This window comes from Caulobacter sp. GW821-FHT10E02 (assembly GCF_059415225.1).
In genome coordinates this window covers 938,237-964,616 of sequence record NZ_JBWKMV010000002.1, presented here as the reverse complement: position 1 = coordinate 964,616, position 26,380 = coordinate 938,237, and the positions used below count along the sequence as shown (strand labels likewise).

The window sequence follows — 26,380 nt, the reverse complement described above, 5'->3', positions numbered from 1 at the left end:
GGGCGCGGTCTAGACCCGTCGCGGCTCAGTCTCAAGCCCTCTTTCCGGTTTCGCTGCACTGCGGCAAAGTTGTCCGGATAACGATAAGAGGAACCGGGGATGAGCAAGACCGATCCGGGCCATTTCTTCGAGGACTTCCGCCTCGGCCAGAGACTGGTCCACGCCACGCCCCGGACGGTCACGGCCGGCGACGTCGCGCTGTACACGGCGCTTTATGGACCCCGCTTTTCGCTGTTCTCATCTGACGAATTCGCCCGTAGCTGTGGCCTTTCCGCCGCGCCGGTCGATCCGCTGATCGCCTTCCATGTGGTGTTCGGCAAGACCGTGCCGGACATCAGCCTGAACGCCGTCGCCAATCTGGGCTACGCCGAGGGTCGCTTCCTGGCGCCGGTGTTCCCCGGCGACACGTTGAGCGCCGTCTCGGACGTGATCGGTCTGAAGGAAAATTCCAACCGCAAGACCGGCGTCGTCTATGTCCGCACGACCGGAACGAACCAGCGCGGCGAGGCGGTGCTGAGCTATGTGCGCTGGGTGATGGTGCGCAAACGCGATCCGGAGGCGCAGATCGCCGAGCAGGCGGCCCCGACCCTGTCGGCGGCCGTGGCCCCGGCCGACCTCACGGTCCCTGAGGGTCTAAACTTCAGCGGCTATGACTGGGACCTGGCCGGCGCGCCGCACGCCTTCGAGGACTATGCGGTCGGCGAGACCATCGATCACGTGGACGGCATGGCGGTCGAAGAGGCTGAGCACCAGATGGCCACACGCCTCTGGCAGAACACGGCCAAGGTCCATTTCAACGCCTTCGAGCGAAGCAAGGACCCGTCCGGCAAGCGCCTGATCTATGGCGGCGTGGTGATCTCGACGGCCAAGGCGCTGTCATTCAACGGCCTGCAGAACGCCGGGCTGATCCTGGCGATCAACGGCGGGCGGCACGTGGCGCCGTTCTTCGCCGGCGGCACGGTGTTCGCGTGGAGCCAGGTGCTGGACAAGGCCGACCTCGGCTCGGTCGGCGCCCTGCGCCTGCGGCTGGTGGCGACCAGGGATCGGCCCTGCGACGACTTCCCGGACAAGGATGGCGACGGCGCGTACAATCCGGCCGTCATTCTCGACTTCGACTATTGGGCGGCGGTTCCGAAACGTGGCTGATTTCAACCTGGACCCGGCCTTCGTCGCCACCTCGCACAAGGTCGCCGACCTGCCGCTGTGCGAAGTGCGCCTGCATGACGACGCCCGCTATCCGTGGCTGGTGCTCATTCCCCGCCAGCCGGACCTGCGCGAGATCGAGGAGCTGGACACCGCCCATCGCATCCAGCTGATGGAGGAGATCGTCCTGGCCGGGACCGCCGTGCGCGCCATCGGGGCGGCGCTAGGGCTGTCGATCGACAAGCTGAACGTCGGGGCGCTGGGCAATGTCACCGCCCAGCTGCACGTCCATGTCGTGGGCCGCCGCAAGGACGATCCGGTCTGGCCGGGTCCGGTCTGGGGCCACAGCCCGGCCGTCGCTTACGCGGACCTCGCGGCCCCGATCGCGGCGGCGCGCCAGGCCCTCAAGCCCTAGCGCTTCTTCTTTTTCGCCGAGCTCTTCTTCGCGGCAGACGCCTTGCCCTTCTTGCGGGCGACCGCCTTGGCCTTGCCGCTCTTGCCCTTCTTCAGGGCCGAGGCCTTGCCGCCCTTGCGGGCCGCGGCGGCGCACTTGGCCTTGGCGGCCTTCAGCGCCTTGCCCTTCTTGCCCTTGGTCGAGCAGGCCGGCGCCGAAGCGACCGGCGCAGCCGGACGGGCGACCACGCGCGGCGGCCAGACATAGGGGCCACGGCCCTGCGACTCGTAGCCGGGCGGGGCCTGCGGAAGGATGTGCTCGGCGCTGACCGCCTGGGTGACACCGTTCTCGACCAGCTCGCCCGACCAGCGCTCATAGCCGGCCGGCCGCAGGGTCAGCACCGAGGACTGGCCGCCCTTGGGGCTGAAGCGCACGACGACGTCGCTGCCATCGCGGCGCAGGTCGTCGATCAGGCCCGTCGAGCCCACGGTCCCGGGGCGACGGACGTCCCGCCAGGCGCCTTCCAGCTCGCCATAGCCGCCGGCCTTGTCGACGATCTGCAACGCATAGAGCTGGCCGCCCGTGGTCGAAGCCACGTTCCAGCCGCCGTCCAGAGGGCCTTGCAGGTTCTGGGCGGCCGCGATCGAGCCCTTGACCCGCAGCTCATAGACCTGGGCCTTGGTCAGCTCGCCGCCGGCGGGCGCCTCGGGCTCGGGCGGCGGGATCGGCAGGATGGTGGCGCGGTGCTTGGGCGCGGGCTTGTTGGCGGTCTCGGCCGTCTCCTCGTCGACGGCCTGACCGCTCTGCGAGATCAGGTCGGCCATCGGGTCGAGGGCCTGAGGGATCTGCGAGGAATCCAGGGCCGGCGCGGCCTCGGACGCCGTGGCCTGCGGCGCATCGGCGGCTGGCGCGGGGACGGTCGGCGGCGCGGCCTGGGTCCCGAAGGTCGGCACATAACCGGCGGGCGGCGCGGGCGCCGGAGTCTGCTGCGCCAGCGCGGGACTGGCCATCAAGACGACGGAAAGAACGATAGCCCGCATAGAAACCTTCGACTGCCCCTTAAGCCTCGGCCGCTCGTGCCGAAATGGCCTCCGCCACCGCGACAAGACGCTGTGCCTGCGACAGATGCAAGCGTTCGGCCATCTTGCCGTCGACCCGCAAGGCTCCCTTGCCAGCATTTTCGGGCGCGTTGAAGGCGGCGATCACCGCCTGGCTCCAGGCGATTTCCTCGGGCGAGGGCGAGAACACCCGGTTGCAGATCTCCAGGTGCTTGGGATGGATCAGCGTCTTGCCGTCGAAGCCGAAATCCACGCCCTGGACGCAGACGGCTTCCAGCGCCGCCAGGTCCTCGATGTCGTTATGCACCCCGTCCAGGATGGTCAGGCCGTGGGCCCGCGCCGCCGCCACCGACAGGGTCAGCAGCGGCAGGAACGGCGCGCGGTCCGGCGTCTGGCGGGCCCGCATCTCCTTGGCGAAGTCGTTGACGCCCATCACCCAGGTCGACAGCCGCGTGCCGTGCGTGGCGCCGGCGATCTGCCACAGATGGAAGGCGGCCTTGGCGGTCTCGATCATGGTCCACAGCCGCGTATGGGGTGGCGCGGAATTCAGGCGCTGGTCGTAGAGGCGCACGTCGTCGGCGTCGTTGATCTTGGGCACCAGCACCGCGTCCGGCCCGGCCTGGGCGGCGGCGTGCAGGTCATCCGCGCCCCAGGGCGTGTCGAGGCCATTGACCCGGATCACCACCTCACGCGCCCCGAAGCCGCCAGCCTTGACCGCCGCCACGGCCGCCTCGCGCGCCGCCGGCTTCATCTCCGGCGCCACGGCGTCCTCAAGGTCGAGGATGATCACGTCGGCGTCCAGGGCGCGGGCCTTCTCCACGGCCTTGGCGTTGGAGGCCGGCATGTAGAGGGCGCTACGACGGGGGCGAATAGCGGTGTCGGTCACTGGAAGTCCCTGCTCTTCTCGCTTCGGCCGCGACCCTAGTCTAGGATCGCCGCATGAGCACCACCCGGTACGACAAGAGCGCCAAGAACGTCATGGGCGGCGAGCTCTCGCCCTGCTCCATGGACCCGGTCACCGGCTTCTACCGCAACGGCTGCTGCGAGACGGGTCCGCACGACCTTGGCCTGCACACCGTCTGCGCGGTGATGACCGACGACTTCCTGGCGTTCTCCAAGGCCCAGGGCAACGACCTCTCCACGCCGCGTCCGGAGCTGGCCTTCCCGGGCCTGAAGGCCGGCGACCGCTGGTGCCTGTGCGCCGGCCGCTGGAAGGAAGCCCTCGACGCCGGCATGGCCCCCCAGGTGGTGCTGGACGCCACCCACGAGGAGATGCTGGCGGTGGTGACCCTGGGCGTGCTGAAGGACCACGCGGTGGCCTAGCCGAACCGCGCCTTGGAGAGCGCCACCGCATCCGCGCCACCCGGGAAGTGCAACCGCCCCTTGGTGTCGGCGATGGCGTCCCAGACGGCTTCGGCGACGTCGATCTCGCGGGTGGTCATCGACGGCTTGGCGAAGCCCTGGAAGATCGGGCCGGCGAAGTCGGCATAGGCCGGCGGGATCAGGTCCTCGACCTTGACGTCGGTGTTCTGGGCGAAGCGGGTCGTGGGGCCGTAGCCGGGCTCGACCAGCTTCACGCGGACACCGAAATGGCCCAGCTCGTGGGCCAGGGAGCCGGTGAAGCCCTCAATGGCCTGCTTGCTGGCGGTGTAGGCGGCGGCCAGGGGCATGGCGGCCAGCGTGACCGACGAGGTGACGTTGACGATCACCCCGGCGCGACGTTCGCGCATCCGCGGGATCACCGCCTGGCACATGGCCATGACGCCGAAGGTGTTGGTGTCGAACACCTTGCGGATGTGGGCCATCGGCGTGGCCTCGAACGCGCCGACGACGCCGATGCCGGCATTGTTGACCAGGGCGTCGATCGGCCCGGCGGCGTCGAGCGCCGCGGCGATGCTGTCGGGCTGGGTGACGTCCAGGGCCAAGAACCGCAGATGCGGCGACGCCGGCAGGACACTGGGGTCGGGCCGGCGCATGGTGGCGATGACGTTCCAGCCGTTGGCCAGGAAGTAGCGGGCGGTCTCGAGGCCGTAGCCGGAAGACGCGCCGGTGATCAGGATGGTTTGCATGGGGACCTCCAAGGGATTGGACGGTCTCCTCAATAGGCGCGGTAAGTCGGACGATCGATATTCAGAAGTCCGAGATTTGTTTCAGGTCGTCCAGATTACGCCGCGAGGCTCCGCGCGAACCGGCCCGGCGAGCAGCCCTGGCGCTTGCGGAAGGCGGTGCTGAAAGCGCTGGCGGACTCGTAGCCGATCTCGCCGGCGATGGTGTCGAGGGTCTTGGCTCCCCCGATCAGGGCGTTCTTGGCCAGCGCCATGCGCCAACGCCCCAGATACTCGATCGGCCCGCAGCCCAGCACTTCGCCGAAACGGGCAGCGAAGGCCGAGCGCGACAGCCCCGCGATCCTGGCTAGGTCCGCGACCGTCCAGTGAGCCCGCACGTCGGCATGGAGGGCGCGCAGGACCCGGGCCAGGGCCGGGTCGCGTAGGCCGTTCAGCAAGCCGGCCTGCGCGTCGTCGCGGGCCACGCCCTGCCAACGAAGAGCCTCGACCAGCAGCACCTCCAGCATCCGCTGCAGGATCATGTCCTTGCCCGGCTCGTCGCGGGCGCACTCGTCCATGATCAGGCTGATGACGCGACCCAACCGGTCGGCGGGTCCCTCGGAGGCGGGGATGTGGATCATGCGCGGCAGCAGGGCCAGCAGCAGCGGGGCGTTGACCCGCTCGATGCCGAACGCGCCGCCCAGGGACTGAAAGTCCGCCTCGCCCTCCTGCTCGCCATGGCGGACGGGGATGCTCGACGGCTCACGCAGCTCACCTGTGCCGCCAGGGTGGCTGCTCAGGGTGAAGGCCGGGGTCGAGGGCAGCAGCAGGAAGTCGCCCTGGTCCATCCGGAACGCCGGCTGGTCCTCGAAGGCGATCCAGCATTCGCCCTTCAGCACGATGGTGAAGCCCGGCGCGTCATGGGCGGCGTAGCGCACGCCCCAGGTCCCGCGCCCGGTGATCGGCTTGGAGATGACCGAGTTCGGCCGAAGCAGGGCGATGACGTCGCTGAGCGGATCCATCTGGACGATCGAGACTGAAACCAGCTCCGATCATCATCGATCATCTCGGAGACGTCTACTCCTCCCGCAGCTCCAGCGCCGTGAACGGGGCCTGGCCGCGTTCGATGCGGATCAGGTCCAGCACCCCGACGATCTGGCGCGAGCGCCAGTGGCTGAGGAAATAGCCGAGCGGGCCCAGGGTGATCATCGCGCCGATCTGGATCGCGGCCGTGGTGTGCTCGCGCAGAAGACCCATGACGCTGTCGCCGGCCAGGTCGGCCGCCAGGGCCGTGATGGTCAGCGGCAGGGTCAGGTAGCCGATGACCACCGCTCGCAGCAGCTGCTCCTGGCGGCGGGCGTTGAGGTTGGCCAGGGCCGACAGGGCGTCGAAGCGGGCGTCGTCGACGTCCTTCAGCAACTCGAAGGTCTTCAGGGTCGAGGGGTTCCTGCGGAAGCCGCTGACGAAGTCGACGCCGACATAGCCCCAGGCGCCCGGCGTGTAGAAGGCTTCCGGCAGAAGGCTCCAGCTCGGGAACAGACGCTTGAGCTTATCCCACAGCACCCAGACGTCGTTCGTCGTCGCGCTTCCCGATGTGTCGCTCGCCATGCCTGCCCCAGACTCAACCTATGGGAAGGTCTAAGCAGCCGGCCTTGGGATGTCGATCCCGCTCAGGACTTCGACGACAGGTCCGGGCGCGAGGCGAGGAACGCCGCCTTCTCTTCGGGCGTCAGCACCTTGGCGGTCTTGCGGCGCACCACCTTCGGGGTGGGGCGGGCATAGGCGCCGGCGGTCACCGCGGGCTTGAGGTCGGCCAGGCTCTTGATGGGCGGCTTCATGTCGTTCCCCCGGTTGCGGATAGAGTCTAGGCGGCGATCCGTGACGGCGGCAAGACAGCCTTACCGCGCCACGCTGGCCCGCGCCCGTTTCAGGCCCGGACGGGCGGCTGGGGCCGTGGCCTCGTTCTGCTCCAGGGCCGCCAGCAGGTCGGCCTTCACGGCGTTGACCTTGCGGGTCTCGGTCAGCTTCCCGCCCTCCGGCGTCTGGACGTAGAAGGCGTCGACCGCCCGCTCGCCATAGCCGTCGATATGGGCCGACTGGATGGAGAGGCCGTTGTCGGCCAGGGTCTTGGCCAGGGCGTGCAGCAGACCGGGACGATCCCGGCCCGAGGCCTCGACCACGGTGGCGTCGTTGGAGGCCTCGTTGTCGATGGTCACGGTCGGGGCGATGGCGAAGGCGGCGGCGCGGGACAGTTCCGAGCCCCGGCGCGGCTCGACGCCCAGCGGCTCGCCCTTGCCGGCGGCCTCCAGCGCGTCGGCCAGGCGGCGGAGAGCCCGGGGGTTCTCACAGCCGAACGGCGCGCCGGTGACGTCCTGGACATAGAACACGTCCAGCGCCTGGCCCTGGCGGGAGGTGAAGACCCGCGCCCCGACGACATTGCCGCCCAGGGCCGAGATGGCCATGGCGAGATCGGCGAACAGACCGCGACGGTCCTTGGCGGCGACCACGATCTCGGCGGCATTCTGGCCCGACTGCACACGCCCCTCGGCGGCGGCCCCGCCCTGGATGGCGGCGCGGCGGGCCAGGGCGGCGTGCTCGAACAGCTCCTCCTGCGGGAAGGCGCTGAAATAGGCGTTTTCCATCGCCGACACCCAGCCCTTGGCGGCCGGATCGATCTCCAGCAGCGTGGCGCGGGCGTTCTCGGCCAGGCTCTCCTGGTGGCGCAGGACATTGGCGGCGGCGTCGCTGCCGCGCCCGCCCCGGAAGACCGCCTCGGTGGCGTTGTAGAGTTCGCGCAGCAGCTGGCCCTTCCAGCCGTTCCACACACCCGGGCCCACGGCGCGGATGTCGGCGACGGTGATGACCAGCAGCAGGCGCAGGCGCTCAGGGTTCTCGACGATGCGGGCGAAGGCGGCGACGGTGCCGGGGTCGGAGACGTCGCGCTTCTGGGCGAAGTCGCTCATCACCAAGTGATGCTCGACCAGCCAGGCGACCAGCTCGACCTTGGCGCGGTCCACGCCCAGCCGCTCGCAGGCGCTGCGGGCGGCGCGGGCCCCGGCCTTCTCCTGGCCGCCCACCCCGCCCTTGCCCGTGTCGTGCAGCAGCATGGCCAGGAACAGGGCTTCGCGGTCCTCGATCAGCGGCATGATGGAGACGGACAGCGGATGGTCCTCGACCAGTCGGCCGGCGGCCATGTCTCCGATCACGCCGACGGCCCGCAGGGTGTGCTCGTCCACCGTGTACGAGTGGTACATGTTGAACTGCATCTGGGCGACGACGCGGCCGAATTCCGGGATGAAGCGGCCCAGCACGCCGGCGTCGTTCATCAGGGTCAGGGTGCGGTAGCTGCGCTTGCCCCGCGCCAGCAGGTCCAGGAACGCCCGGCAGGCCTCCGGCGCGCGACGCACCTTCGAGGTGATCAGGCTCAGCGAGCGGGTCACGGCCGTGAAGGCGTCGGGGTGGAGATCGAGGTCCCGCTCGTCGGCGATCTTGAACAGCCGGATCAGGTTGACCGGATCGGCCTCGAACACCTTGGGCCCGTCGATATTGAGGCGGCCGTTGTCCTCGAAGAACCCCTCGACATCCAGCGCCTTGCGCTTGGGCCGACCGCCCGGCAGGAACCGCGAAATGCCCTTGGGTTCGTTCTTGAAGTGCTCGGCTTCCAGCTTGGCCGAGAAGGCGCGGGTCAGGGCCCCGACCTCCTTGGCGATCAGGAAGTAGCGGCGCATGAAGCGCTCGACCGCTGGCGCATCGCCCCGGTCGCCATAGCCCATGCGGCGGGCGATCTCGGGCTGCAGGTCGAAGGTCAGGCGCTCTTCGGGCCGGCCCGTCGTGAAGTGCAGGTGGGCCCGCACGGCGTGCAGGAAGTCGAAAGCGCGGATGAAGGCCTTGGTCTCGCGGCCCGAGAACACCTCCATCTTGAAGACGTCCTCGGGACGATCCACCGGATGCAGATATTCGGCGATCCACATCAGGGTGTGGAGGTCGCGCAGGCCGCCCTTCCCTTCCTTGACGTTGGGCTCGACCATGTAGCGGCTGGTCCCGGCCCGCGCCTGGCGGTCGTCGCGCTCCTTCAGCTTGGCGGCGACGAACTGGGCGCCGGTGCCCTTCATGACGTCGTCGCGGTAGCGCTTCTTCAGGTCGGCGGCCAGGCGCTCGTCGCCGGTCAGGCGGCGAGCCTCCAGGATCGAGGTGCGGATCGTGAAGTCTTCCTTCGAGAGGCGCACGCACTCCTCGATGGTCCGCGAGGCGTGGCCGACCTTGAAGCCCAGGTCCCACAGCGCATACAGCATGAACTCGATCACGCTCTCGGCGTGCGGCGTCTGCTTGTAGGGCCGGAGGAACAGGAGATCGATGTCGCTGAACGGCGCCAGGGTGCCCCGGCCATAGCCGCCGACGGCCAGCAGGCACAGGCGCTCGCCCTCGGTCGGGTTGCGGGCCCGGAACACGTGGACCGTCGTGAAGTCGTAGAGGGCGGTGATCACCTCGTCGGTGACGCCGCTGATCAGGCGGGCGGTCTCGACGCCGCTGGCGCCGTTCTCCAGCCGCTCCTTGGCGATCATCCGGCCGCGGAACAGCGCCTGCTTGAGGATCTCGATGGCCCGCGAGCGCTGCTCGGCCTCGTTGCCGATGGAATCGAGGGCGGCGGCCGACAGTCGGGCCCGCAGGGCGTGTCCGTCGACGACGTGTTCCAGGCGGGTGGGGCGAAGGCGACGGGGCATGATGGAGATATGGTTACTCTCTAGGCCCTGAGCAGACCCTTAAGACGATAGAGCGCCTCCAGGGCCTCGCGGGGGCTCATGCCGTCAACGTCGAGATCGCTCAGCGTATCCTCGACGGCGCTCGGCGCCGCTTTGACGAGCACGGGCGCGGCGGCCTGACTCACCGCGAACAGCGGCAGGTCGTCCAGCTTGGCCGGCGACTGGTCCTTGCTCTCCAGGCGGTCCAGCACCTCGCGGGCGCGGAGCACGACAGGGTTGGGCACCCCGGCCAACTTGGCCACCTGCACGCCGTAAGAGCGGTCGGCCGGACCCGGCGCGGCCTCGTGCAGGAAGACCAGATCGCCGTTCCACTCCTTGGCCCGCAAGGACAGGTTGGAGACGAAGCTCAGCCGCTCCTCCAGCGTCGCCAGCTCGTGATAGTGCGTGGCGAACAGGGCGCGGCTCTTGTTGGTGTCGTGCAGGGCCTCGGCGCAGGCCCAGGCGATGGCCAGACCGTCATAGGTCGCCGTGCCCCGGCCGATCTCGTCCAGAATCACCAGGCTGCGCGGACCCGCTTGCGTGAGGATGGCGGCGGTCTCGACCATCTCCATCATGAAGGTCGAGCGGCCCCGAGCCAGGTCGTCGCCGGCCCCGACGCGGCTGAACAGGCGATCGACGACGCCCAGGCGGAAGCTGGCGGCGGGTACGTAGCAGCCCGACTGGGCCAGGATGGCCAGCAGGGCGTTCTGGCGCAGGAAGGTCGACTTACCGGCCATGTTCGGGCCGGTGACGATCGACAGCCGCGCACCGGTCTCGCCCGAGGCGTCCAGGCAGCAGTCGTTGGGGGTGTAGGGGTCGCCGGCCCGCTTGACGGCGGCCTCAACCACCGGGTGACGGGCGCCCTTGGCGTCGAAGGCATAGGACGTGTCGACCTGCGGCCGCACCGCACCGGAATCTTCCGCCCACTCCGCAAGCGCGGAGGCGACGTCCAGGCGCGCCAGGGCCTCGGCGGCGATCTGGATGGCGTCGGCCTGGGTGCGGGCCAGCTCGCGCCAGTCCTCGAAGGCGGCCACCTCCATGGCCAGGGCGCGCTCGGCGGCCTGGGCGATACGGGCGTCCAGATCGGCCAGCTCCACCGTGGTGAAGCGCACCTGGTTGGCCAGGGTCTGGCGGTGGATGAAGGTGGCGTTCAGCGGCGGCTGGAACAGCGGGTCGGCCTTGCCGGCCGTGGCCTCGACGAAATAGCCCAGCACGCCGTTGTGACGGATCTTCAGCGGCACGCCGCTCTCGGCCATCAGCTGGGCCTCGAGGGCGATGATCACCTTGCGGCTATCGTCACGCAGGCCGCGCGCCTGGTCCAGTTCCGGCCGGATGCCGGCGGCGACGAAGCCGCCGTCGCGGGCCAGGGCCGGCAGGTCGGGGCCGAGGCCCTGCTCCAGCACGGTCAGGAACTGCGACAGGCCCTCGTGCAGCGACGGGGTCAGGGCCTTGAAGGCGTGCTCCAGCTCGAACGGCGGGGGCGACAGCGGATCGGGCGAACCACCGGCCATGCCGGCCAGGCGCTCGCCAACCTTCAGGGTGTCACGGAGACAGCCGAGATCGCGCGGACCGCCTCGGCCCAGGGCCAGGCGCGACAGGGCGCGGGCCATGTCGCCGGAGCCCTTCAGCACCTCGCGCAGGCGCTGGCGCAGTTGACGGTGCTCGACGAACCACTCGACGGCGTCCAGGCGCTGGTCGATGGCGGCGACGTCCAGCAGCGGCCGGGCCAGGCGCGAGGCCAGCATCCGCGCGCCGCCGGCCGAAACCGTGCGGTCGATACAGGCCAGCAGCGAGCCATTGCGGTCGCCGGTCTGGGTGCGGTCGACCTCCAGGCTGCCGCGCGTGGCCGGGTCGATGGCCATCACGTCGGCGTCGGCGGCGCGACGCGGCGCACGTAGGGCCGGCAGCTTGCCGGCCTGGGTCATTTCCAGATGGGCGGCGATCAGGCCCAGGGCGCCGATCTCGGCCGGCGTCAGGCCGCCGAAGCCGTCCAGGGTGTCGACGCCGTAGAGGCGCTTCACGCGGGCTTCCGAGGCCTGCGGCTCCGACAGCGCCGAGGGCATCGGCTGCACCAGGCCGCCGCAGATCTTCAGGGTCTGGGACAGGCTGTCGTCCGACAACAGCCTGTCGGCGACCAGGGTCTCTGACGGGGCCAACGCCGCCAGGATCGCGGCGACGGCCTCCTTGGCCACGGCGAAGACCTCGACCTCGCCGGTCGACAGCTCGACCGAGGCCACGGCGGCTTGCCCCGCGCGGATGGCGACGGCCGCCAAGCGGTTGGCGCCGCGGGCGTCCAGCAGGCCGTCCTCGGTCAGGGTGCCCGGCGTCACGACGCGGACGATGTCGCGGCGAACCACCGACTTGGAGCCGCGCTTCTTGGCCTCGGCGGGGTCTTCCATCTGCTCGCAGACGGCGACCTTGAAGCCCATGCGGATCAGCTTGGACAGATAGGCCTCGGCCGCGTGCTGCGGCACGCCCGCCATCGGGATCGGCTGGCCGCCATGCGTGCCCCGGAACGTCTGGCTGATGCCCAGAGCGGCGGCGGCCTTGTAGGCGTCGTCGAAGAACAGCTCGTAGAAATCGCCCATGCGGAAGAAGATCAACGCATCGGGCTGCCGCGCCTTCATCTCGAAGAACTGCTGCATCACCGGCGTCGCGCCGGTGGGGTCGAGAAGGTGCGCAGGGGTCGGCGTGGCGTGGGCGTTCATGACGCCCGAAACTACAGAGCGTCGCGACTCCCGTTAAGGGGCGGCGTTAAGGAAATGCGGGGATGAAACGCCCTAAATCGGGCGCGGCGACGAGGAAAGGTTAATTCCCCGTGACCTCTTCCCAGAAGCGCTTGGCCTTGCCGACGAAGTTGGCCGACTTGGGGTTCTGCTTTTCGCCACACAGGCCGGCCAGTTCGCGCATCAGTTCCTTCTGACGGGCGGACAGGTGGGTCGGGGTTTCGACGAAGAGTTCGACCACCAGGTCGCCGCGCTGGCGGCTGCGCAGGGACGGCATGCCCTTGCCCTTGAGGCGGACGGTCTTGCCGGTCTGGGCGCCTTCGGGGACGGCGACGGTGATGCGGCATTCGCCGTCACAGGTCTCGCCGCCCAGCAGGCACGGAGCTTCGATCTCGCCGCCGAGGGCGGCCGTGGTCATCGGCACCGGCACGGTGCAGAGCAGGTCGAGACCGTCGCGCTCGAAGAGCTCGTGCGGGGTCACCGACAGGAAGATGTAGAGGTCGCCGCGCGGACCGCCGCGCGCGCCCGCGTCGCCTTCACCCGCCAGGCGGATGCGGGCGCCGTCATCGACGCCGGCCGGGATACGGACCGACAGGATGCGCTCGCGGCGCACCTGGCCATGGCCGTGGCAGTTGGTGCAGGGGTCGAGGACCAGACGGCCCGAGCCGCCGCAGCGCGGGCAGCCGCGCTCGACCGCGAAGAAACCTTGGGTGGCGCGGACCCGGCCGGCGCCGCCGCAGGTGCCGCAGACGGTGGGGTTGGTGCCAGGCTTGGCGCCCGAGCCCTCGCAGACCTCGCAGGTCATCGCGGCGGGCACCTTGATCTCGACCTCGGCGCCGGCATAGGCCTGCTCCAGGGAGATCTCCAGGTCGTAGCGCAGATCCTGGCCGCGCTGGGGACCGTTCGACTGGCGGCGACCGCCGCCGAACATTTCACCGAAGACGTCGCCGAAGACGTCATTGAAGATGTCGCTGGTGTCGAAGCCCTGGCCGCCGAAGCCGCCCGCGCCGCCGCCTTGCTGACCGTTGACCCCGGCATGGCCGAAGCGGTCATAGGCCGCGCGCTTCTGCGGATCGGAGAGGACCGAATAGGCCTCGTTGATCTCTTTGAACCGACCGGTGGCGTTCTCGCAGCCGCCGTTGCGGTCCGGGTGATGTTCCATCGCCAGTTTGCGGAACGCGGACTTCAGACCAGCGTCATCGATGGTCCGGGTCACGCCGAGGATTTCGTAATAGTCGCGCATCGTCAGCGTCTGGCGCCCAAAAGGCCCACGAAAGTGGCGTTGATGAAGGAAGAGGTGGGATAGCACGCGGCCCGGCGCAAGGCGTCCTCGGGCGAAGCGGCAAGAGGTCGCGGCCGCGGAACAGGTCTGTCGAGCATGTTCCGCGGCGCGCGCATGGCGATTAGTTCGCCGGCTTGTTGTCGTCGACTTCTTCGAACTCGGCGTCGACGACGCCATCGTCCGCGGCCTCGGCGCCGTCAGCGCCTTCGTCCGAACCCGACTGGGCGGCGTACATGGCCTCACCCAGCTTCATCGACGCCTGGATCAGCGCCTGGGTCTTGGCCTGGATGGCCTCGACGTCTTCGCCTTCCAGAGCCGTCTTCAGCTCGGTGAGGCCGGTCTCGATCGCGGTCTTTTCAGCCGCGCCGACCTTGTCGCCGTGCTCGGCCAGGGCCTTCTCGGTCGAGTGCAGGATCGCCTCGCCCTGGTTCTTGGCCTCGACCAGCTTCTTCTTGGTCTCGTCCGCGGCCTTGTTGGCCTCGGCTTCCTTGACCATGCGCTCGATGTCCGCGTCCGACAGGCCGCCATTGGCCTGGATGCGGATCGAGTGCTCCTTGTTGGTCGCCTTGTCCTTGGCGTGGACCTGCACGATGCCGTTGGCGTCGATGTCGAAGGTGACTTCGATCTGCGGGATGCCACGCGGCGCCGGCGGGATGCCGACCAGGTCGAACTGACCCAGGACCTTGTTGTCGACGGCCATCGGGCGTTCGCCCTGGAACACGCGGATCGTCACGGCCGACTGGTTGTCGTCGGCGGTCGAGAAGGTCTGCGAGCGCTTGGTCGGGATGGTGGTGTTGCGTTCGATCAGCGGGGTGAACACACCGCCCAGGGTCTCGATGCCCAGGGTCAGCGGGGTCACGTCCAGCAACAGCACGTCCTTGACGTCGCCTTGCAGCACGCCGGCCTGCACCGCGGCGCCCAGCGCCACGACTTCGTCCGGGTTCACGCCCTTGTGCGGCTCACGGCCGAAGAAGTCCTGCACCGCCTGCTGGACCTTGGGCATGCGGCTCATGCCGCCGACCAGGATCACTTCGTCGATGTCGCTCTTCTTCAGGCCGGCGTCCTTGAGGGCCTGTTCGCACGGACCGATGGTGCGGGCGATCAGGTCGTCGACCAGGGCTTCCAGCTTGGCGCGCGACAGCTTGATGTTCAGGTGCAGCGGGCCCGAAGCGTTCATGCTGATGAACGGCAGGTTGACCTCGTACTGAGCCGTCGACGACAGCTCCTTCTTGGCCTTTTCCGCCTCTTCGCGCAGACGCTGGAGGGCCAGCTTGTCCTTGCGCAGGTCGACGCCCTGCTCCTTCTTGAACTCGTCGGCCAGGTAGTCGACGATCCGCAGGTCGAAGTCTTCACCGCCCAGGAAGGTGTCGCCGTTGGTCGACTTCACTTCGAAGACGCCGTCGCCGATTTCCAGGATCGAGACGTCGAACGTGCCGCCGCCCAGGTCGTAGACGGCGATCTTCTTGCCGTCGTTCTTGTCCAGGCCGTAGGCCAGGGCCGCCGCGGTCGGCTCGTTGATGATGCGCAGGACTTCCAGGCCGGCGATCTTGCCGGCGTCCTTGGTCGCCTGACGCTGGGCGTCGTTGAAATAGGCCGGGACGGTGATGACCGCCTTGGTCACGGTCTCACCCAGGTGGGCTTCCGCGGCTTCCTTCATCTTCTGCAGGATGAAGGCCGACACTTCCTGCGGGCTGTAGTCCTTGCCTTGGGCTTTCACCCAGGCGTCGCCGGTCGGGCCCTTGACGATCTCGTAGGGCACCATGCCCTTGTCCTTCTCGACCACCGGGTCGTTCGCGTTGCGGCCAATCAGGCGCTTGATCGCGAAGAGGGTGTTGGTCGGGTTGGTCACCGCCTGGCGCTTGGCCGGCTGACCGATCAGGCGCTCGCCGTCTTCCTGGAAAGCGACCACGGAGGGGGTCGTGCGAGCGCCTTCGGCGTTCTCGATCACCTTCGGGTTCTTGCCGTCCATGATGGCCACGCACGAATTCGTGGTGCCCAGGTCGATGCCGATAATCTTGCTCATTTTGGTACCTGTTCGCTCCTTAAGGCGGACGGTGGACTAGGGCCTTCTCGGAAGCGCCCCGGTTTTTCTCGTTCCCGTCCCCGATGGGTTCGTACGTTTACGGTTGGGTCCACATCCTGTTCCGTCGGCGAAAACCGAGCGGGCAAAATGCGTTGTGCGAAGTTGACGAGCCCGTCAACCCCGCTTCGAAGCCGGATATGGGGGATAGGGTACAGGGCGCAAGGCCATAACCCCATCCCGCGAGGGGGATTCTGGCTTCTAGACAAAGAAAAATGGCCGCACCCTTTCGAGCGCGGCCATGAAAAATATCGTGTTATCCAGGATTTAGCCGTTCTTGGCGACCCAGGCCGTGATCGCGGGCAAGCGCTGTTCACGGATCTTGGCGCGGTTCAGCACCGAGACGGCCGCCTTGTCGCCTTCCTTGCGCGAACCCTCGGCCAGATTGGCCGCGGCCCAGGCCTTGATCTTCTCGGCCGTGGCCGGGTTCGACGAGCCAGCCCCCAGGCCCGGGATGAACCGGGTCCGCGACGTGGAGTCGACCTTCTCGTTGACCTTGTCCTTGTTGGCCACGGCCCAGTCGAAGGTCATGTCCGGGTGCGAGCCGGCCACGCGGCTGATCATCGAGCTGGACATGGTCTCGCCCGGCTCCGACGTCAGGGCCAGTTCGAGCGCCTTCTTGGCCAGGGTCTCGTCCTCGGCCGAGGCCAGCAGCGAGAAGAGCTGGGCGCGGATCAGCGGGGTCTTCTCGGCCAAGGCCTGGGCGTGGATGTTGTCCCAGGTGGCGGCGTCGGCCTTGCGGGCCACGACGCTGAGGATGGTCTTGCGCAGGGCGCCGGGGATGGCCGACGGGTCGGTCTTGTCGGCGTTGAAGCGGCGGGTGGCCTCGGCCACGACGTCCGGATCACCCAGGCCGCCCAGCGTGCCGATCAGCTCGCCGCGCAGGATGGCGATGCGGTCGGCCTCGCCGGCTTGCGCGCTCCAGCCGACCTTGGCCAGCAGCGGGCGCAGCTTGGCGATGGCCAGCTTGCGGAACGCGGCGCGCTCGGCGGGCATGCCCTGGTAGTAGCTGTCGATGGCCGAATAGACGCCGGCGATCTTGGAGAACACCTGCGGATCGGCGTTGTCGGGCGTGGCCTTGGCCAGGTCGAGGAAGTCGGTGGCGGGCTGGTAGCCGGCCAGGCCCATCGACCAGGCGTCGCTCATCACGCCCAGCTGGTCGATCGCCGGCAGCTTGGCGAAGTTCTGGACGATGCCGGTGAAGCGCTCGGGACCGTACTGGGTGCGGAAGTAGCCGGCCTGGCCGGCGTTCACGACCACCGGGCCGCAGCCATCGACCGTGACCGAGCCCTTGCCGCCGGTGACCAGGGTCTTGGCCTCGCCACCGCCGACGGCCTGGACGGTGACGGGCACGCGCCACAGCAGCGGCTTCTTGCCCGGCATGTCCTTGCTGAACTCGGACTGGGTCAGGGTCAGGGTCGTCTGGCCGGCCGCGCAGGTCGCCGCGTCGACGGTGATCAGCGGCACGCCAGGCTGCAGGGTGAAGTCGTGGGCGATGGCCAGGATCGGCTTCTTGGCCGCGCCCTCGACCGACGACCACAGGTCGTCGCTGACCGTGTTGCCGTGGGCGTGCTTCTTCATGTAAACGCGCACGCCGTCGCGCCAGGCGTCATGGCCCACATAGCTTTCCAGCATGCGGATGACGGCCTCGCCCTTCTGGTAGGTGATGGCGTCGAAGGCCTGGCTGGCCTGCTCGACGGTGGTCACGTGCTGCACCACCGGGTGGGTGGTCGACAGGGCGTCCAGACCCATGGCGTATTCACGGCCGCCCACGGCGTTCAGGGTCGCGTTCCATTCGGGGTGGAAGTGCTCGGTCGCGCGGCCTTCCATCCACGAGGCGAAGCCCTCGTTCAGCCACAGGTCGTCCCACCAGGCCATGGTGACCAGGTCGCCGAACCACTGGTGGGCCATCTCGTGGGCCACGGTGGTGAAGACGTCCTGTTTGTCGGACTCCGTCGAGATCTTCGGGTCCAGGTTCATGGCGTATTCGAAGTAGAAGATCGCCCCCCAGTTCTCCATGGCGCTGAAGAACTGGCTGCGGCCCGGGGCGGCGATGTTGTCCAGCACCGGCAGCGGGTACGGGGTGCCGAAATAGTCGTTGTACCAGGGCAGGATGTCGGCGGCCGACTTCAGCGCGAACGCGGCCTTGGGCGTGTCGCCCTTCTTGGTGACCACGCCGACATCGACGCCGGCCGACTTGACCGAGGCGCGATCGAACTCGCCCAGGCCGAAGAACAGCAGGTAGGTCGACATCTTCGGCGAGGTGGCGAACTTCACCAGGGTCTTGCCGTTGCCCAGGTCCTTGGACGAGGCGATCGGCATGTTGTTCAGGGCCATCTGGCCGGTCGGGATCGTGGCCTCGACGCTGTAGGTGGCCTTGTAGAACGGCTCGTCCCACGAGGGGATGAAGCGCCGGGCGTCGCTGTTCTCGAACTGGGTGTAGATCGCGCGCTTCTTGCCGGTCTCGGTCTCGTAGTCGAGCGCGAACAGGCCGGCGGCCTGGGTGTAGATCTTGCCCGTATAGTCGAGGGCCAGGACGTACTTGCCCTTCGGAAGGGCCTTGGCGAACGTGAAGCTGGCGGTCTGGGCCTCGTCGTCGACCTTGACCTTGGCGGCGCCGACGCCGGCGATCTCGGCCTTGGAGAAGGCCAGGTCAGCGGCCTGGAGGGTGACGGTGGTGGTGGGCTCGACGACCTCGATGGCGATCTTCACGCTGGCGCTGAAGGCCATCTTGTCGGCGTCGGGCGTGAACGACAGGTCGTAGTGCGAGGGCCGGACGTTGCGCGGCAGTTGGGTCGTCACGGAGGCGAACGTCGCGCCCTTCGAGCCAGCCTGGGCGGCGACGGCCGCCGGCTTGGCCTTGGCGGCGGTCGCGGCGGAAACATTCCCAGCGGCGAACAAAATCACGGCGACGGCCGCGGAGGACATAAGACGGCGCATGTACGGTCCTGATATGGAAAAATAGTCCGGCCCCCTCGCCGGAAGCGCAAACCAACACCTTCCGTCCCTATGGCGCGTCTTAAATTTCAGTAATGTTTCAACCCCTCTCCGTCGTTCCGGGTTTCGACCTCTGGCCTGGCTTGCTGGACCCTTCGGCCCAGGCCGCGCTGGTCGACGCCGTCATGGCGGCGGCGCAGGTCGCGCCGTTCGCGCACTACGGCACGGCCTATGGCAAGGCGATGAGCGTGGGCATGACCGCCTTCGGGCCGCTGGGCTGGACCAGCGACGCCAGCGGATACCGCTACGCCGAACGCCATCCGGGCACGGACCAGCCCTGGCCGGCCATGCCGACCGCCCTGCTCGATCTCTGGAAGACGCTGGGTGATCCGGACACCCCGCCGGACTCGTGCCTGATCAACCTCTATCGCGGCGACGCCCGCATGGGCCTGCACCAGGATCGCGACGAGGCCGACCCGGCCTTTCCGGTGCTGTCGATCTCGCTGGGCGATACGGCGGTGTTCCGGATCGGTGGCACGAGCCGCAAGGACCCGACGCGGAGCCTGAAGCTCGCCTCGGGCGACGTCTGCCGGCTGTCGGGGCCCGCAAGGCTGGCCTTCCACGGCGTCGACCGCATCCTGGCGGGCTCGTCGAGCCTGGTCCCCGGCGGCGGCCGGATCAATCTCACGCTCCGCAGAGCGCGCTAGGCGTCCTCGTCCTCCAGCGCCTCGCGCATGGCCTTAAGCGCGGCCTGCAGCCGTCCCTGCGGCGGGCCGCCGACGCTGGAGATCAGCACCTCGACCCCCGGGGCCACCTGATAGCGGTGCACCGGCTGGGGCACGTTCCAGCGCGCGTGGAAGCGCTCGGCGATCTCCAGCCGCTCGGTGCGGCCGCTCCAGACGGCCAGGGCGCTCTCGAAGCCGGCCGGGCGTCCCGCCAGCTCGACCTCCAGCTCGCGCAGATAGTCGCGGATGGTGTCTAGGTCGTTGCCGGCCTGCTGCATGGCCCGGATCAGCCGCAGCCGCGTCAGGTGACTGTCGTCGAAATTGGCCCCGCGCCCCCGCGCGGCCGGCGGCGGCAACAGGCCCTCGGCCACATAGTAGCGGACGGTGCGCTCGGAGACGTCGCACAGGGCGGCCAGATCCCGGGCCGTGTAGCGGGGCGGATCGTCGGACATGGCGATATACTGACACCATAGTGTCGAATTTCAACTGTCTCTTTTCAAAACGAACGACGCGTAGTCTCTTGGCCGCATGGCCCACGTCCTGATCCCCCTGCCCGCCTTGGACTTCGACCCGACCGAGGCTGCGGTCAGCTGGTCCGTGCTGAAGGCGGCGGGCCACCGCATCACCTTCGCGACGCCGGACGGCACGCCCGCCCAGGCCGATCCGATCATGGTGTCGGGCCGGGGCCTGGATCCCTGGAGCCCGATCCCGATCCTTGGCCAACTGAAGCTGTTCGGCCTGCTGCTGCGCGCCAACGCCGACGCCCGCCGGGCCTATGCGGCGATGTTGGCTGACGCGGCTTATCAAGCGCCGAAGACCTGGGCAGGACTGAGCATCGACGACTTCGACGGCCTGCTGCTGCCCGGCGGTCACCGGGCGCGCGGGATGCAGCCGTATCTGGAGAGCCCGGACCTTCAGCGCCTGGTCGCCCAGGCCTTCGCCGCCGACAAGCTCGTCGGCGCCATCTGCCACGGCGTGCTCCTGGCCGCCCGCAGCCAGGCCGCTAACGACCGCTCGGTCCTCCACGGCCGCAAGACCACCGCCCTGACCTGGAAACAGGAGAAGGCCGCTAGCGCCATCGCCCATCTGGGCCGCTTCTGGGACCCGGACTACTATCGGACCTATGTGGAGCAGCCGGGCGAACCGGAGGGCCACATGTCCGTCCAGCACGAGGTCACCCGCAACCTCGCCTCGCCCGCCGACTTCCTGGACGTGCCGGCCGATGATCCGCAATTCGGCAAGAAGACCAACGGCCTGGCGCGGGACACCGCGACCGACGCCAGCCCGGCTTTCGTCGTCCGCGATGGCAACTACGTCTCGGCCCGCTGGCCGGGCGACACCCACACCTTCGCGCGGACGTTTGCCGAGTTGCTCCCCCAATGAAAAAGGCCGCCCCTTTCGGAGCGGCCTTTCCAATTCAAACCTCTGAACCCCTAGAGATCAGCCGCGCAGCTTGCGGGTGATCACTTCCAGGTCGTGGTTCAGGGCGCTGTCCTCGGCGCGCAGGGCCTCGATGCGGCGCACGGCGTGCAGGACGGTGGTGTGGTCGCGACCGCCGAAGCGACGGCCGATGTCCGGCAGCGAGCGCGTGGTCAGCTGCTTGGCCAGCCACATGGCGGCCTGGCGCGGACGGGCCACGGCGCGGTTGCGGCGCTCGCTGAGCAGGTCGGCCTGCTTCATGCCGTAGTGCTCGGACGTCGCCTTCTGGATGTCGTCGATGGTGATGCGCTTCTCGCCCGACCGCAGGTGCGGACGCAGGATCGCCTGCACCTCGTCCAGGGTCATGCGCGACAGGCCTTCGCCAGCGCGAGCCGACAGGGTGTTCAGCGCGCCTTCCAGCTCGCGGACGCTGTCGGTGAAGCGGTCGGCCAGGAACTGCAGCACGTCCGGACGCATGGTCGGCTCGAAGCCGTGGGCCACGGCCAGGGTCTGGATCTTGCGCTCCAGGATGCCCAGGCGCAGCGAACGGTCGGCCGGTTCCAGGCCGCAGACCAGGCCCGCCGACAGGTGCGAGCGCAGGTGGGCGTCCATCTCGGTCATGGCCGACGGCGGACGGTCCGACGAGAACACGACGCGGCGGCCTTCCTCGACCAGGGCGGTGAGCGTGTGGAACAGCTCTTCCTGGGTCGACTGCTTGCCGGCGATGAAGTGGACGTCGTCGATGATCAGCAGGTCGGCCGCGCGCAGCTCTTCCTTGAAGGCCGCCGTCTGGCGATCCATCAGGGCGCGCACGAAGGTCGACAGGAAGCGCTCGGCGGTGAGATAGACCACGCGCTTTTCCGGCGCGTTGCGCATGGCTTCCCAGGCCAGGGCGTTCAGCAGGTGGGTCTTGCCGAAGCCGTAGGGGCCGTGGAACAGCACGGGATTGAAGTGGCCGTCGGCCCAGTTGGCGATCCGGCGCGCCACGGCGTGGGCGAACTCGTTGGCCGGACCCGGGACGAAGGTCTCGAAGGTGAAGCGTTCCTGCAGGCCTTGGGTGCGCGGCGACTTGGCGCTCGGCGCCATGGCGGCCGGCGTGTCGCTGGACACGGGCAGGACGATCTCGATGGGTTCGGCGGCCTTCGGAGCGGCTTCGACATAGGCGACGCCCGAACCGACTTGCGCGGCCTCGAACTCCAGGCGCGACTTCAGGTCGATACGGCGACCGGTCGCGTCGTTCGCGGCCCACAGTTCACCGATACGACGCCAGGCGCTGCGACGGATCCAGTCGCGGGCGATGCCCGTCGACGTGACCAGAACGACATCACCGGTCGAGGCCTCGCGCAACATCGCCGGAGCGATCCACGACCCAAAGGCCGCATCGCCAAGCTCGCGCTTCAGGGCCACGCACACTTTCGACCAGACGCTCGTCGCCGGCTCGCAAGCCGCCGTCGAAATCGCCGCCGAGAAGTCCTGGCTGGCCACCCCGCCCTTCATCGTCATTCGTCCACCGCCTCGCACAAAAACAACCGCCGCTACCATTCCTGCCGCCCGCCCCCCAAAGGCGTACGGCCGGTTCACTCAACGCACACAGGTTCTTACCCGGCGAACGCAATGGGTCCGCCGCCGCCTTGTTTTTTTCAAGACTGGAGAAGCGCTGAGACGCTTAAACTAGCCACCGGCCCCCGCCGGTCAAACGGAAAACTTGCGTCCGAGCCCGGATATTTCTGTTGACTCGCGAGAGCCCCTCGCCCGGCAAGGGAATAGCTAAGCCAGCTACTCAGATCACAGATTGCAACGGCAGGAATAGCGCCTTGGATTCAAAGCAAAAGCCGACCAGGCGGACCTGATCGGCTTCTGTAAATACTTGTAATCGTTGGACGAACGGCGTTCGTCCAGAATCTGGACTAGGCCGCGGCCTTATCCAGCTTCTTCAGACGGGCAGCCAGACGCGACACTTTGCGCGAGCCCGTATTGGGGTGAACCACGCCCTTCGAAACCGCGCGCATCAGCTCCGATTGAGCCTCCACGAAAGCGGCCTTGGCGACGGCCACATCGCCCTTGGCGATGGCGTCTTCGAACTTGCGCAGGAAGGTGCGCACGCGCGAGCGACGGGCGGTGTTGACTTCGGTGCGGCGGGCGATCTTGCGGATCGCTTTCTTGGCGCCGGGATTATTGGCCATTAGGTCGGACCTTCAAACGGACAGCCACGCGGCGACCGCGAAGCAGGGAAAACAGAGCGCGCGGATATACGGGAAGCGCTGGCCGGGGTCAACGGTCCACAGGCAGGAATCCTGCGGGCCATTTTGGCGCAATCGATTACTCGCCTTTGAATGCCGGCTTACGCTTCTCGACGAACGCCGACATGCCTTCCTTCTGGTCCTCGAACGCGAACAGCGAGTGGAACAGCCGCCGCTCCAGCGCCACGCCCGTCGTCAGGGTCGTCTCATAGGCGGCCTCGACCAGTTCCTTGTTCATGGCCACGGCCAGCGGCGACTGGCCCGCGATCTTGGCGGCGATGGCCAGAACCTCGTCGATCAGCGTGTCGGCCGGGAAGATCCGCGACACCAGGCCCGAGCGCTCGGCTTCTTCCGCGCCCATCATCCGGCCGGTCAGGATCATGTCCATGGCCTTGGACTTGCCGACGAAGCGGGTCAGGCGCTGGGTGCCGCCGATGCCGGGCGCGACGCCGAGGTTGATCTCGGGCTGGCCGAACTTGGCGGTGTCGGCGGCCAGGATGAAGTCGCACATCATGGCCAGCTCGCAGCCGCCGCCCAGGGCGTAGCCGGCGACGGCGGCGATGATCGGCTTGCGGCACTGCTCGACCGCCCGCGCGCCGGCGGTGAAGAAGTCGGCCTTGAACATCTGGGCATAGGTCTTGTCCGACATCTCCTTGATGTCGGCGCCGGCCGCGAAGGCCTTGGCCGAACCGGTCAGCACGATGCAGCCCACGCTGTCGTCGGCTTCAGCCGCCGCCAGCGCCCGGGCCAGGTCCGCCAGCAGGGCGGTGTTCAGCGCGTTCAGCGCCTCGGGCCGGTTCAGGCGGATCAGGGCGACGCCGGGCGCGGCTTCGGGCGTTTCGACGATCAGGGTCTGGTACTCGGCCATCACGGTCTCCTGCTTGAACGCAGCCGTTATAAAGAGGCGCGCGAGGTTGGGGAGTCTCGGAAGGCCGTTTGGCGATATCGTCTTGCGCTGGGGTCGGGGCCAGGCGACACGAGCTCCATCCAAGGTGGAGCCACTGGTGACCGGACTTCAAGCGCGCGCGCTGATCACGACCGCGAGGCGGATGCTGAGCGACCACGCCGTCGTCCTCTACGCCTATGTCGCCAGCCGCCTGGCGCTGCTGGCCGTCGGCCTGCTGACCATGATCCACATCCGGCCGCTCACCACCGTCGGCAACCCGGTTCGCCTCAGCGACCATCAAGTTCTGAACATCTGGGGAGCCTGGGATGTCGGCTGGTACACGGACCTGGCTGTGTACGGCTATCAACGCGCGCCGGGCCTGGACGGCGGAGCCAACTGGGCCTTCTTCCCGGCCTTTCCCGCCCTGGCGGTCGCCCTGTCCCACCTGCCCGGCCTGACCCTGTTCCAGGCCATGCTCGTGGTCAGCAACCTGGCCTTCCTGGCGGCGCTGGTCCTGATCCACCGCTTCGCGCGGGACGAGTTCGACGGCAAGACCGCCGACCTGACCGTGCTGCTGCTGTGCGCCGCGCCGGGCAGCTACATCTTCTCGTCGGCCTATACGGAGTCGCTGTTCCTGGCCGCCATGGTCGGCAGCCTGATCCTCATGCGCGATCGGCGCTGGCTGGCGGCCGGAGCCGTTGCGGCCCTGGCGGTGATGACCCGCAATCTCGGCGTCGGCCTGCTGCTGCCCTATGCCTGGGCCGGGCTGGAACGTCTGCGCTCCGATCCGCGTCCCCGGGTCGCCGAGTTCGCCCGCTTCGTCCTGGGCGGCCTGATCCCGGTCGCCGCCGTGCAGGGCTTCATGGCCTATATGAAAGCCCGCACCGGAGACGCCCTGGCCTTCGTCCACATCCAGAAGGCCTGGAATCGCACCCTGGGCGATCCGTTCACGCCGCTGCTCAACGGGATACTTCATCCTTCGGCGGTCCATGACGCCAACCTGCTGGGCCTGGCCGCGGGCTGGCTGGCGGTGGGCTTGCTGATCGCCCTGGTCGTCATGCGCCGCTGGTCGCTGCTGCCGCTGGCGGCCTTCCTGACGCTGGTCCCGTTGGCGGCCGGCGTGGCGTCCTACGCTCGCTACGCCCTGGTCATCCTGCCGCTGTGGCTCGTGGCGGCCAAGCTGCTGGCCGACCGGCCCAAGGTCGCTGTCGCCGTCGTCACGGCCTTGGCGATCCTGAACGGCTTCATGATGGTGACCTGGACCCTGATGCTGAGGATTTCCGCATGAGGATCCTTCGTCTCGCCGGCCTGGCGGGCCTGGTCGCCCTGGGCGTCTTCCTGTTCGTCCAGCTGGCCAAGCGCGCCGATAGCGCGGCCGACGCCGCGACGCCGATCCGCAACGACATCCGCGCCGTCACGGTGCTGTTCGATCGCGCCGAAGGAAGCGGAGCCGCGCGCGAGGGCTGGGGCAACCAGATCCCCGGCCAGGGCGTCTGGTCGATCACGGCCGCGCCGACCGTCCTGCTGCCGACCTCGACCGCGCGTGGAGACGTCGAATTGACCCTGGTCCTGGCCTCGGGCGCCCCGGGCGTCCGCGCCCGGCCGGTCGTCATCATGGCCGGCGACACGCCGGTGGGCGTCCACCGGATCGGGACCTGGACACCGAAGGGCGACAGCGACGAGACCGTGCGGCTGATCGCGCCGCAGGCGCTGCGCGCCCTGTCCTATCAGCTGCTGGTCACCTTCGACCTGACCCAGCCAGATGGCCAGCCGCAGGCGGTCAGGATCGCCAGCGCCAAGGCCCGGATCCTGCGCGTCCCCTAGACCTGGCAGACCGGGCAGAAGAAGGTCGACCGCCCCGCCTGGACCTCGCGGGCGATGACGCCCTTGCAGCCGGGGGTCGGGCACGGCTCATCCTCGCGGTCATAGACGCGGAAGCGGTGCTGGAAATAGCCCAGCGCCCCGTCGGCGGCGGCGAAGTCCTTCAGGGTCGAGCCCCCGACCTCGACGGCCTCGCCCAGGACCTCCTTGATCGCGGTGGTCAGCGGACCCAGGCGCTTCTTCGCGATCCCGCCCGACGGCTTGAACGGCGAGATGTGCGCGCGGTGCAGGGCCTCGCACACATAGATATTGCCCAGGCCCGCCACGGTCTTCTGGTCCAGCAGCAGGGTCTTGGGGCCCTGCTTGCGGTTGGCGAAGGCCTTTTCCAGGGTCTTGGCGTCGAAGCCGTCGCCCAACGGCTCGGGGCCCATGGTCGCGAACCACGGGTGGCGGCTGACGGCGTCTGTCGGGATCAGGTCCATGAAACCGAACCGGCGCGGGTCGTAGTAGGTGACCACCGCCCCATCCTCGGTCTCGAAGACCACGTGGGCGTGCTTGTCGTCGGGCGTGACCTCGCGGGCGAAGTCGCCAGGGCGCACCGTCCCCTTTGGTGCGGCGATCTCGAAGCGGCCGGTCATGCCGAGGTGCATCACCAGGGTGTCGCCCCGGTCCAGCGGGGCCAGGATGTACTTGGCCCGGCGGTCCAGCCGCAGGATCTTCGCCCCCGTCAGCCGCTGGACGAAGCCGTCCGGCAGCGGGAAGCGCAGGTCGGGCCGGTTGGCGCGGACGCGGGTCAGGCGCGCCCCGGACAGCACGGGCTCCAGGCCCCTGCGGACGGTCTCGACTTCGGGCAATTCGGGCAAGGGTGTTCCTTCGGCGGAAGAC

23 protein-coding genes are annotated in these 26,380 nt (G+C 68.6%); 7 read left to right on the top strand and 16 right to left on the bottom strand.

Annotation, left to right across the window (positions count from 1 at the left end):
• The first annotated feature begins 99 nt into the window (after positions 1–99).
• Both AC07NI_RS14405 and AC07NI_RS14400 read left to right on the top strand, forming a co-directional pair.
• Positions 100–1,146 carry a MaoC family dehydratase gene (locus tag AC07NI_RS14405; protein WP_494620178.1) on the top strand — a complete coding sequence of 349 codons (1,047 nt, stop codon included), beginning with the start codon at positions 100–102 and terminating at the stop codon, positions 1,144–1,146.
• Positions 1,139–1,558, top strand: a complete 420-nt coding sequence (locus AC07NI_RS14400) for an HIT domain-containing protein (protein WP_494620176.1) — start codon at positions 1,139–1,141, stop codon at positions 1,556–1,558. The genes AC07NI_RS14405 and AC07NI_RS14400 overlap by 8 nt, the downstream gene beginning before the upstream one ends.
• On the opposite strand, the gene AC07NI_RS14395 is transcribed toward AC07NI_RS14400, so the two are convergent.
• Together AC07NI_RS14395 and AC07NI_RS14390 are read right to left on the bottom strand one after the other, a co-directional pair.
• A complete protein-coding gene (locus AC07NI_RS14395) occupies positions 1,555–2,577 on the bottom strand; it encodes a hypothetical protein (RefSeq protein ID WP_494620174.1) in 1,023 nt (340 codons plus the stop codon). The genes AC07NI_RS14400 and AC07NI_RS14395 overlap by 4 nt on opposite strands.
• A 19-nt stretch (positions 2,578–2,596) precedes the next feature.
• The gene (locus AC07NI_RS14390; RefSeq protein ID WP_494620172.1) at positions 2,597–3,481 is read right to left on the bottom strand and encodes an HpcH/HpaI aldolase/citrate lyase family protein; all 885 of its coding nucleotides are present in this window, start codon (positions 3,479–3,481) and stop codon (positions 2,597–2,599) included.
• Between the two features lie 53 nt (positions 3,482–3,534).
• Between AC07NI_RS14390 and AC07NI_RS14385 the strand changes: the two genes are divergently transcribed.
• Positions 3,535–3,918: a DUF2237 family protein gene (locus AC07NI_RS14385; RefSeq protein ID WP_494620170.1), complete on the top strand. Its 384-nt coding sequence runs from the start codon at positions 3,535–3,537 to the stop codon at positions 3,916–3,918.
• On the opposite strand, the gene AC07NI_RS14380 is transcribed toward AC07NI_RS14385, so the two are convergent.
• The 9 genes from AC07NI_RS14380 to AC07NI_RS14340 all read right to left on the bottom strand — a co-directional run bounded on the left by AC07NI_RS14380 (position 3,915) and on the right by AC07NI_RS14340 (position 18,407).
• The gene (locus tag AC07NI_RS14380; RefSeq protein WP_494620168.1) at positions 3,915–4,664 is read right to left on the bottom strand and encodes an SDR family oxidoreductase; all 750 of its coding nucleotides are present in this window, start codon (positions 4,662–4,664) and stop codon (positions 3,915–3,917) included. The two genes, AC07NI_RS14385 and AC07NI_RS14380, sit on opposite strands and share 4 nt — an antisense overlap.
• 95 nt (positions 4,665–4,759) lie before the next feature.
• Positions 4,760–5,662 carry an AraC family transcriptional regulator gene (locus AC07NI_RS14375; protein ID WP_494620165.1) on the bottom strand — a complete coding sequence of 301 codons (903 nt, stop codon included), beginning with the start codon at positions 5,660–5,662 and terminating at the stop codon, positions 4,760–4,762.
• A gap of 55 nt (positions 5,663–5,717) precedes the next feature.
• Positions 5,718–6,248, bottom strand: coding sequence for a hypothetical protein (locus AC07NI_RS14370; protein ID WP_494620163.1), 531 nt, complete (start codon positions 6,246–6,248; stop codon positions 5,718–5,720).
• A 62-nt stretch (positions 6,249–6,310) separates the two neighbouring features.
• Positions 6,311–6,478 (bottom strand): hypothetical protein, encoded by a 168-nt coding sequence (locus AC07NI_RS14365; protein WP_494620161.1) that lies wholly within the window; start codon positions 6,476–6,478, stop codon positions 6,311–6,313.
• Between the two features lie 60 nt (positions 6,479–6,538).
• Positions 6,539–9,361: a [protein-PII] uridylyltransferase gene (locus AC07NI_RS14360; protein ID WP_494620158.1), complete on the bottom strand. Its 2,823-nt coding sequence runs from the start codon at positions 9,359–9,361 to the stop codon at positions 6,539–6,541.
• 20 nt (positions 9,362–9,381) lie between these two features.
• Positions 9,382–12,087: a DNA mismatch repair protein MutS gene (mutS, locus tag AC07NI_RS14355; protein WP_494620155.1), complete on the bottom strand. Its 2,706-nt coding sequence runs from the start codon at positions 12,085–12,087 to the stop codon at positions 9,382–9,384.
• A 100-nt stretch (positions 12,088–12,187) separates the two neighbouring features.
• Positions 12,188–13,348, bottom strand: a complete 1,161-nt coding sequence (dnaJ, locus tag AC07NI_RS14350) for a molecular chaperone DnaJ (protein ID WP_494620152.1) — start codon at positions 13,346–13,348, stop codon at positions 12,188–12,190.
• Between the two features lie 160 nt (positions 13,349–13,508).
• Positions 13,509–15,410: a molecular chaperone DnaK gene (gene dnaK, locus AC07NI_RS14345; RefSeq protein ID WP_494620148.1), complete on the bottom strand. Its 1,902-nt coding sequence runs from the start codon at positions 15,408–15,410 to the stop codon at positions 13,509–13,511.
• 324 nt (positions 15,411–15,734) lie between these two features.
• Positions 15,735–18,407, bottom strand: a complete 2,673-nt coding sequence (locus AC07NI_RS14340) for a M1 family metallopeptidase (RefSeq protein ID WP_494620144.1) — start codon at positions 18,405–18,407, stop codon at positions 15,735–15,737.
• Positions 18,408–18,499: 92 nt separating this feature from the next.
• Between AC07NI_RS14340 and AC07NI_RS14335 the strand changes: the two genes are divergently transcribed.
• A complete protein-coding gene (locus tag AC07NI_RS14335; protein ID WP_494620140.1) occupies positions 18,500–19,111 on the top strand; it encodes an alpha-ketoglutarate-dependent dioxygenase AlkB in 612 nt (203 codons plus the stop codon).
• Here AC07NI_RS14335 and AC07NI_RS14330 read toward each other — a convergent pair.
• Complete coding sequence (locus tag AC07NI_RS14330) at positions 19,108–19,581, bottom strand: helix-turn-helix domain-containing protein (RefSeq protein WP_494620138.1); 474 nt, start codon at positions 19,579–19,581, stop codon at positions 19,108–19,110. The genes AC07NI_RS14335 and AC07NI_RS14330 overlap by 4 nt on opposite strands.
• Before the next feature lie 76 nt (positions 19,582–19,657).
• On the opposite strand from AC07NI_RS14330, the gene AC07NI_RS14325 reads away from it, so the two are divergent.
• Positions 19,658–20,512 carry a type 1 glutamine amidotransferase domain-containing protein gene (locus AC07NI_RS14325; protein ID WP_494620136.1) on the top strand — a complete coding sequence of 285 codons (855 nt, stop codon included), beginning with the start codon at positions 19,658–19,660 and terminating at the stop codon, positions 20,510–20,512.
• Between the two features lie 57 nt (positions 20,513–20,569).
• Here AC07NI_RS14325 and dnaA read toward each other — a convergent pair whose 3' ends face one another.
• From dnaA to AC07NI_RS14310, 3 genes are all read right to left on the bottom strand, one after another.
• The gene (gene dnaA, locus AC07NI_RS14320; protein WP_494620133.1) at positions 20,570–22,051 is read right to left on the bottom strand and encodes a chromosomal replication initiator protein DnaA; all 1,482 of its coding nucleotides are present in this window, start codon (positions 22,049–22,051) and stop codon (positions 20,570–20,572) included.
• A gap of 404 nt (positions 22,052–22,455) precedes the next feature.
• Positions 22,456–22,731, bottom strand: coding sequence for a 30S ribosomal protein S20 (gene rpsT, locus AC07NI_RS14315; protein WP_004617408.1), 276 nt, complete (start codon positions 22,729–22,731; stop codon positions 22,456–22,458).
• 136 nt (positions 22,732–22,867) lie between these two features.
• Positions 22,868–23,656, bottom strand: a complete 789-nt coding sequence (locus AC07NI_RS14310) for an enoyl-CoA hydratase (RefSeq protein ID WP_494620130.1) — start codon at positions 23,654–23,656, stop codon at positions 22,868–22,870.
• Between the two features lie 136 nt (positions 23,657–23,792).
• Here AC07NI_RS14310 and AC07NI_RS14305 point away from each other — a divergent pair, with 136 nt between their 5' ends.
• Positions 23,793–24,962, top strand: coding sequence for a putative hexosyltransferase (locus AC07NI_RS14305; RefSeq protein ID WP_494620128.1), 1,170 nt, complete (start codon positions 23,793–23,795; stop codon positions 24,960–24,962).
• Positions 24,959–25,498 (top strand): hypothetical protein, encoded by a 540-nt coding sequence (locus tag AC07NI_RS14300; RefSeq protein WP_494620126.1) that lies wholly within the window; start codon positions 24,959–24,961, stop codon positions 25,496–25,498. Before AC07NI_RS14305 ends, AC07NI_RS14300 begins: the two co-directional genes overlap by 4 nt.
• On the opposite strand, the gene mutM is transcribed toward AC07NI_RS14300, so the two are convergent.
• Positions 25,495–26,358 carry a bifunctional DNA-formamidopyrimidine glycosylase/DNA-(apurinic or apyrimidinic site) lyase gene (gene mutM, locus AC07NI_RS14295; RefSeq protein WP_494620124.1) on the bottom strand — a complete coding sequence of 288 codons (864 nt, stop codon included), beginning with the start codon at positions 26,356–26,358 and terminating at the stop codon, positions 25,495–25,497. The two genes, AC07NI_RS14300 and mutM, sit on opposite strands and share 4 nt — an antisense overlap.
• Between the last annotated feature and the right edge of the window lie 22 nt (positions 26,359–26,380).

What these genes read in the sequence shown, in the direction of transcription:
- AC07NI_RS14310 (WP_494620130.1), bottom strand. Translation starts at nt 23,656, where the DNA reads ATGGCCGAGTACCAGACCCTGATCGTCGAAACGCCCGAAGCCGCGCCC.
- AC07NI_RS14395 (WP_494620174.1), bottom strand. Translation starts at nt 2,577, where the DNA reads ATGCGGGCTATCGTTCTTTCCGTCGTCTTGATGGCCAGTCCCGCGCTG.
- AC07NI_RS14300 (WP_494620126.1), top strand. Translation starts at nt 24,959, where the DNA reads ATGAGGATCCTTCGTCTCGCCGGCCTGGCGGGCCTGGTCGCCCTGGGC.
- AC07NI_RS14335 (WP_494620140.1), top strand. Translation starts at nt 18,500, where the DNA reads ATGTTTCAACCCCTCTCCGTCGTTCCGGGTTTCGACCTCTGGCCTGGC.
- dnaK (WP_494620148.1), bottom strand. Translation starts at nt 15,410, where the DNA reads ATGAGCAAGATTATCGGCATCGACCTGGGCACCACGAATTCGTGCGTG.
- rpsT (WP_004617408.1), bottom strand. Translation starts at nt 22,731, where the DNA reads ATGGCCAATAATCCCGGCGCCAAGAAAGCGATCCGCAAGATCGCCCGC.
- AC07NI_RS14330 (WP_494620138.1), bottom strand. Translation starts at nt 19,581, where the DNA reads ATGTCCGACGATCCGCCCCGCTACACGGCCCGGGATCTGGCCGCCCTG.
- AC07NI_RS14405 (WP_494620178.1), top strand. Translation starts at nt 100, where the DNA reads ATGAGCAAGACCGATCCGGGCCATTTCTTCGAGGACTTCCGCCTCGGC.
- AC07NI_RS14380 (WP_494620168.1), bottom strand. Translation starts at nt 4,664, where the DNA reads ATGCAAACCATCCTGATCACCGGCGCGTCTTCCGGCTACGGCCTCGAG.
- AC07NI_RS14325 (WP_494620136.1), top strand. Translation starts at nt 19,658, where the DNA reads ATGGCCCACGTCCTGATCCCCCTGCCCGCCTTGGACTTCGACCCGACC.
- mutS (WP_494620155.1), bottom strand. Translation starts at nt 12,087, where the DNA reads ATGAACGCCCACGCCACGCCGACCCCTGCGCACCTTCTCGACCCCACC.
- AC07NI_RS14370 (WP_494620163.1), bottom strand. Translation starts at nt 6,248, where the DNA reads ATGGCGAGCGACACATCGGGAAGCGCGACGACGAACGACGTCTGGGTG.
- dnaA (WP_494620133.1), bottom strand. Translation starts at nt 22,051, where the DNA reads ATGACGATGAAGGGCGGGGTGGCCAGCCAGGACTTCTCGGCGGCGATT.
- AC07NI_RS14385 (WP_494620170.1), top strand. Translation starts at nt 3,535, where the DNA reads ATGAGCACCACCCGGTACGACAAGAGCGCCAAGAACGTCATGGGCGGC.
- AC07NI_RS14340 (WP_494620144.1), bottom strand. Translation starts at nt 18,407, where the DNA reads ATGCGCCGTCTTATGTCCTCCGCGGCCGTCGCCGTGATTTTGTTCGCC.
- AC07NI_RS14365 (WP_494620161.1), bottom strand. Translation starts at nt 6,478, where the DNA reads ATGAAGCCGCCCATCAAGAGCCTGGCCGACCTCAAGCCCGCGGTGACC.
- AC07NI_RS14360 (WP_494620158.1), bottom strand. Translation starts at nt 9,361, where the DNA reads ATGCCCCGTCGCCTTCGCCCCACCCGCCTGGAACACGTCGTCGACGGA.
- AC07NI_RS14375 (WP_494620165.1), bottom strand. Translation starts at nt 5,662, where the DNA reads ATGGATCCGCTCAGCGACGTCATCGCCCTGCTTCGGCCGAACTCGGTC.
- dnaJ (WP_494620152.1), bottom strand. Translation starts at nt 13,348, where the DNA reads ATGCGCGACTATTACGAAATCCTCGGCGTGACCCGGACCATCGATGAC.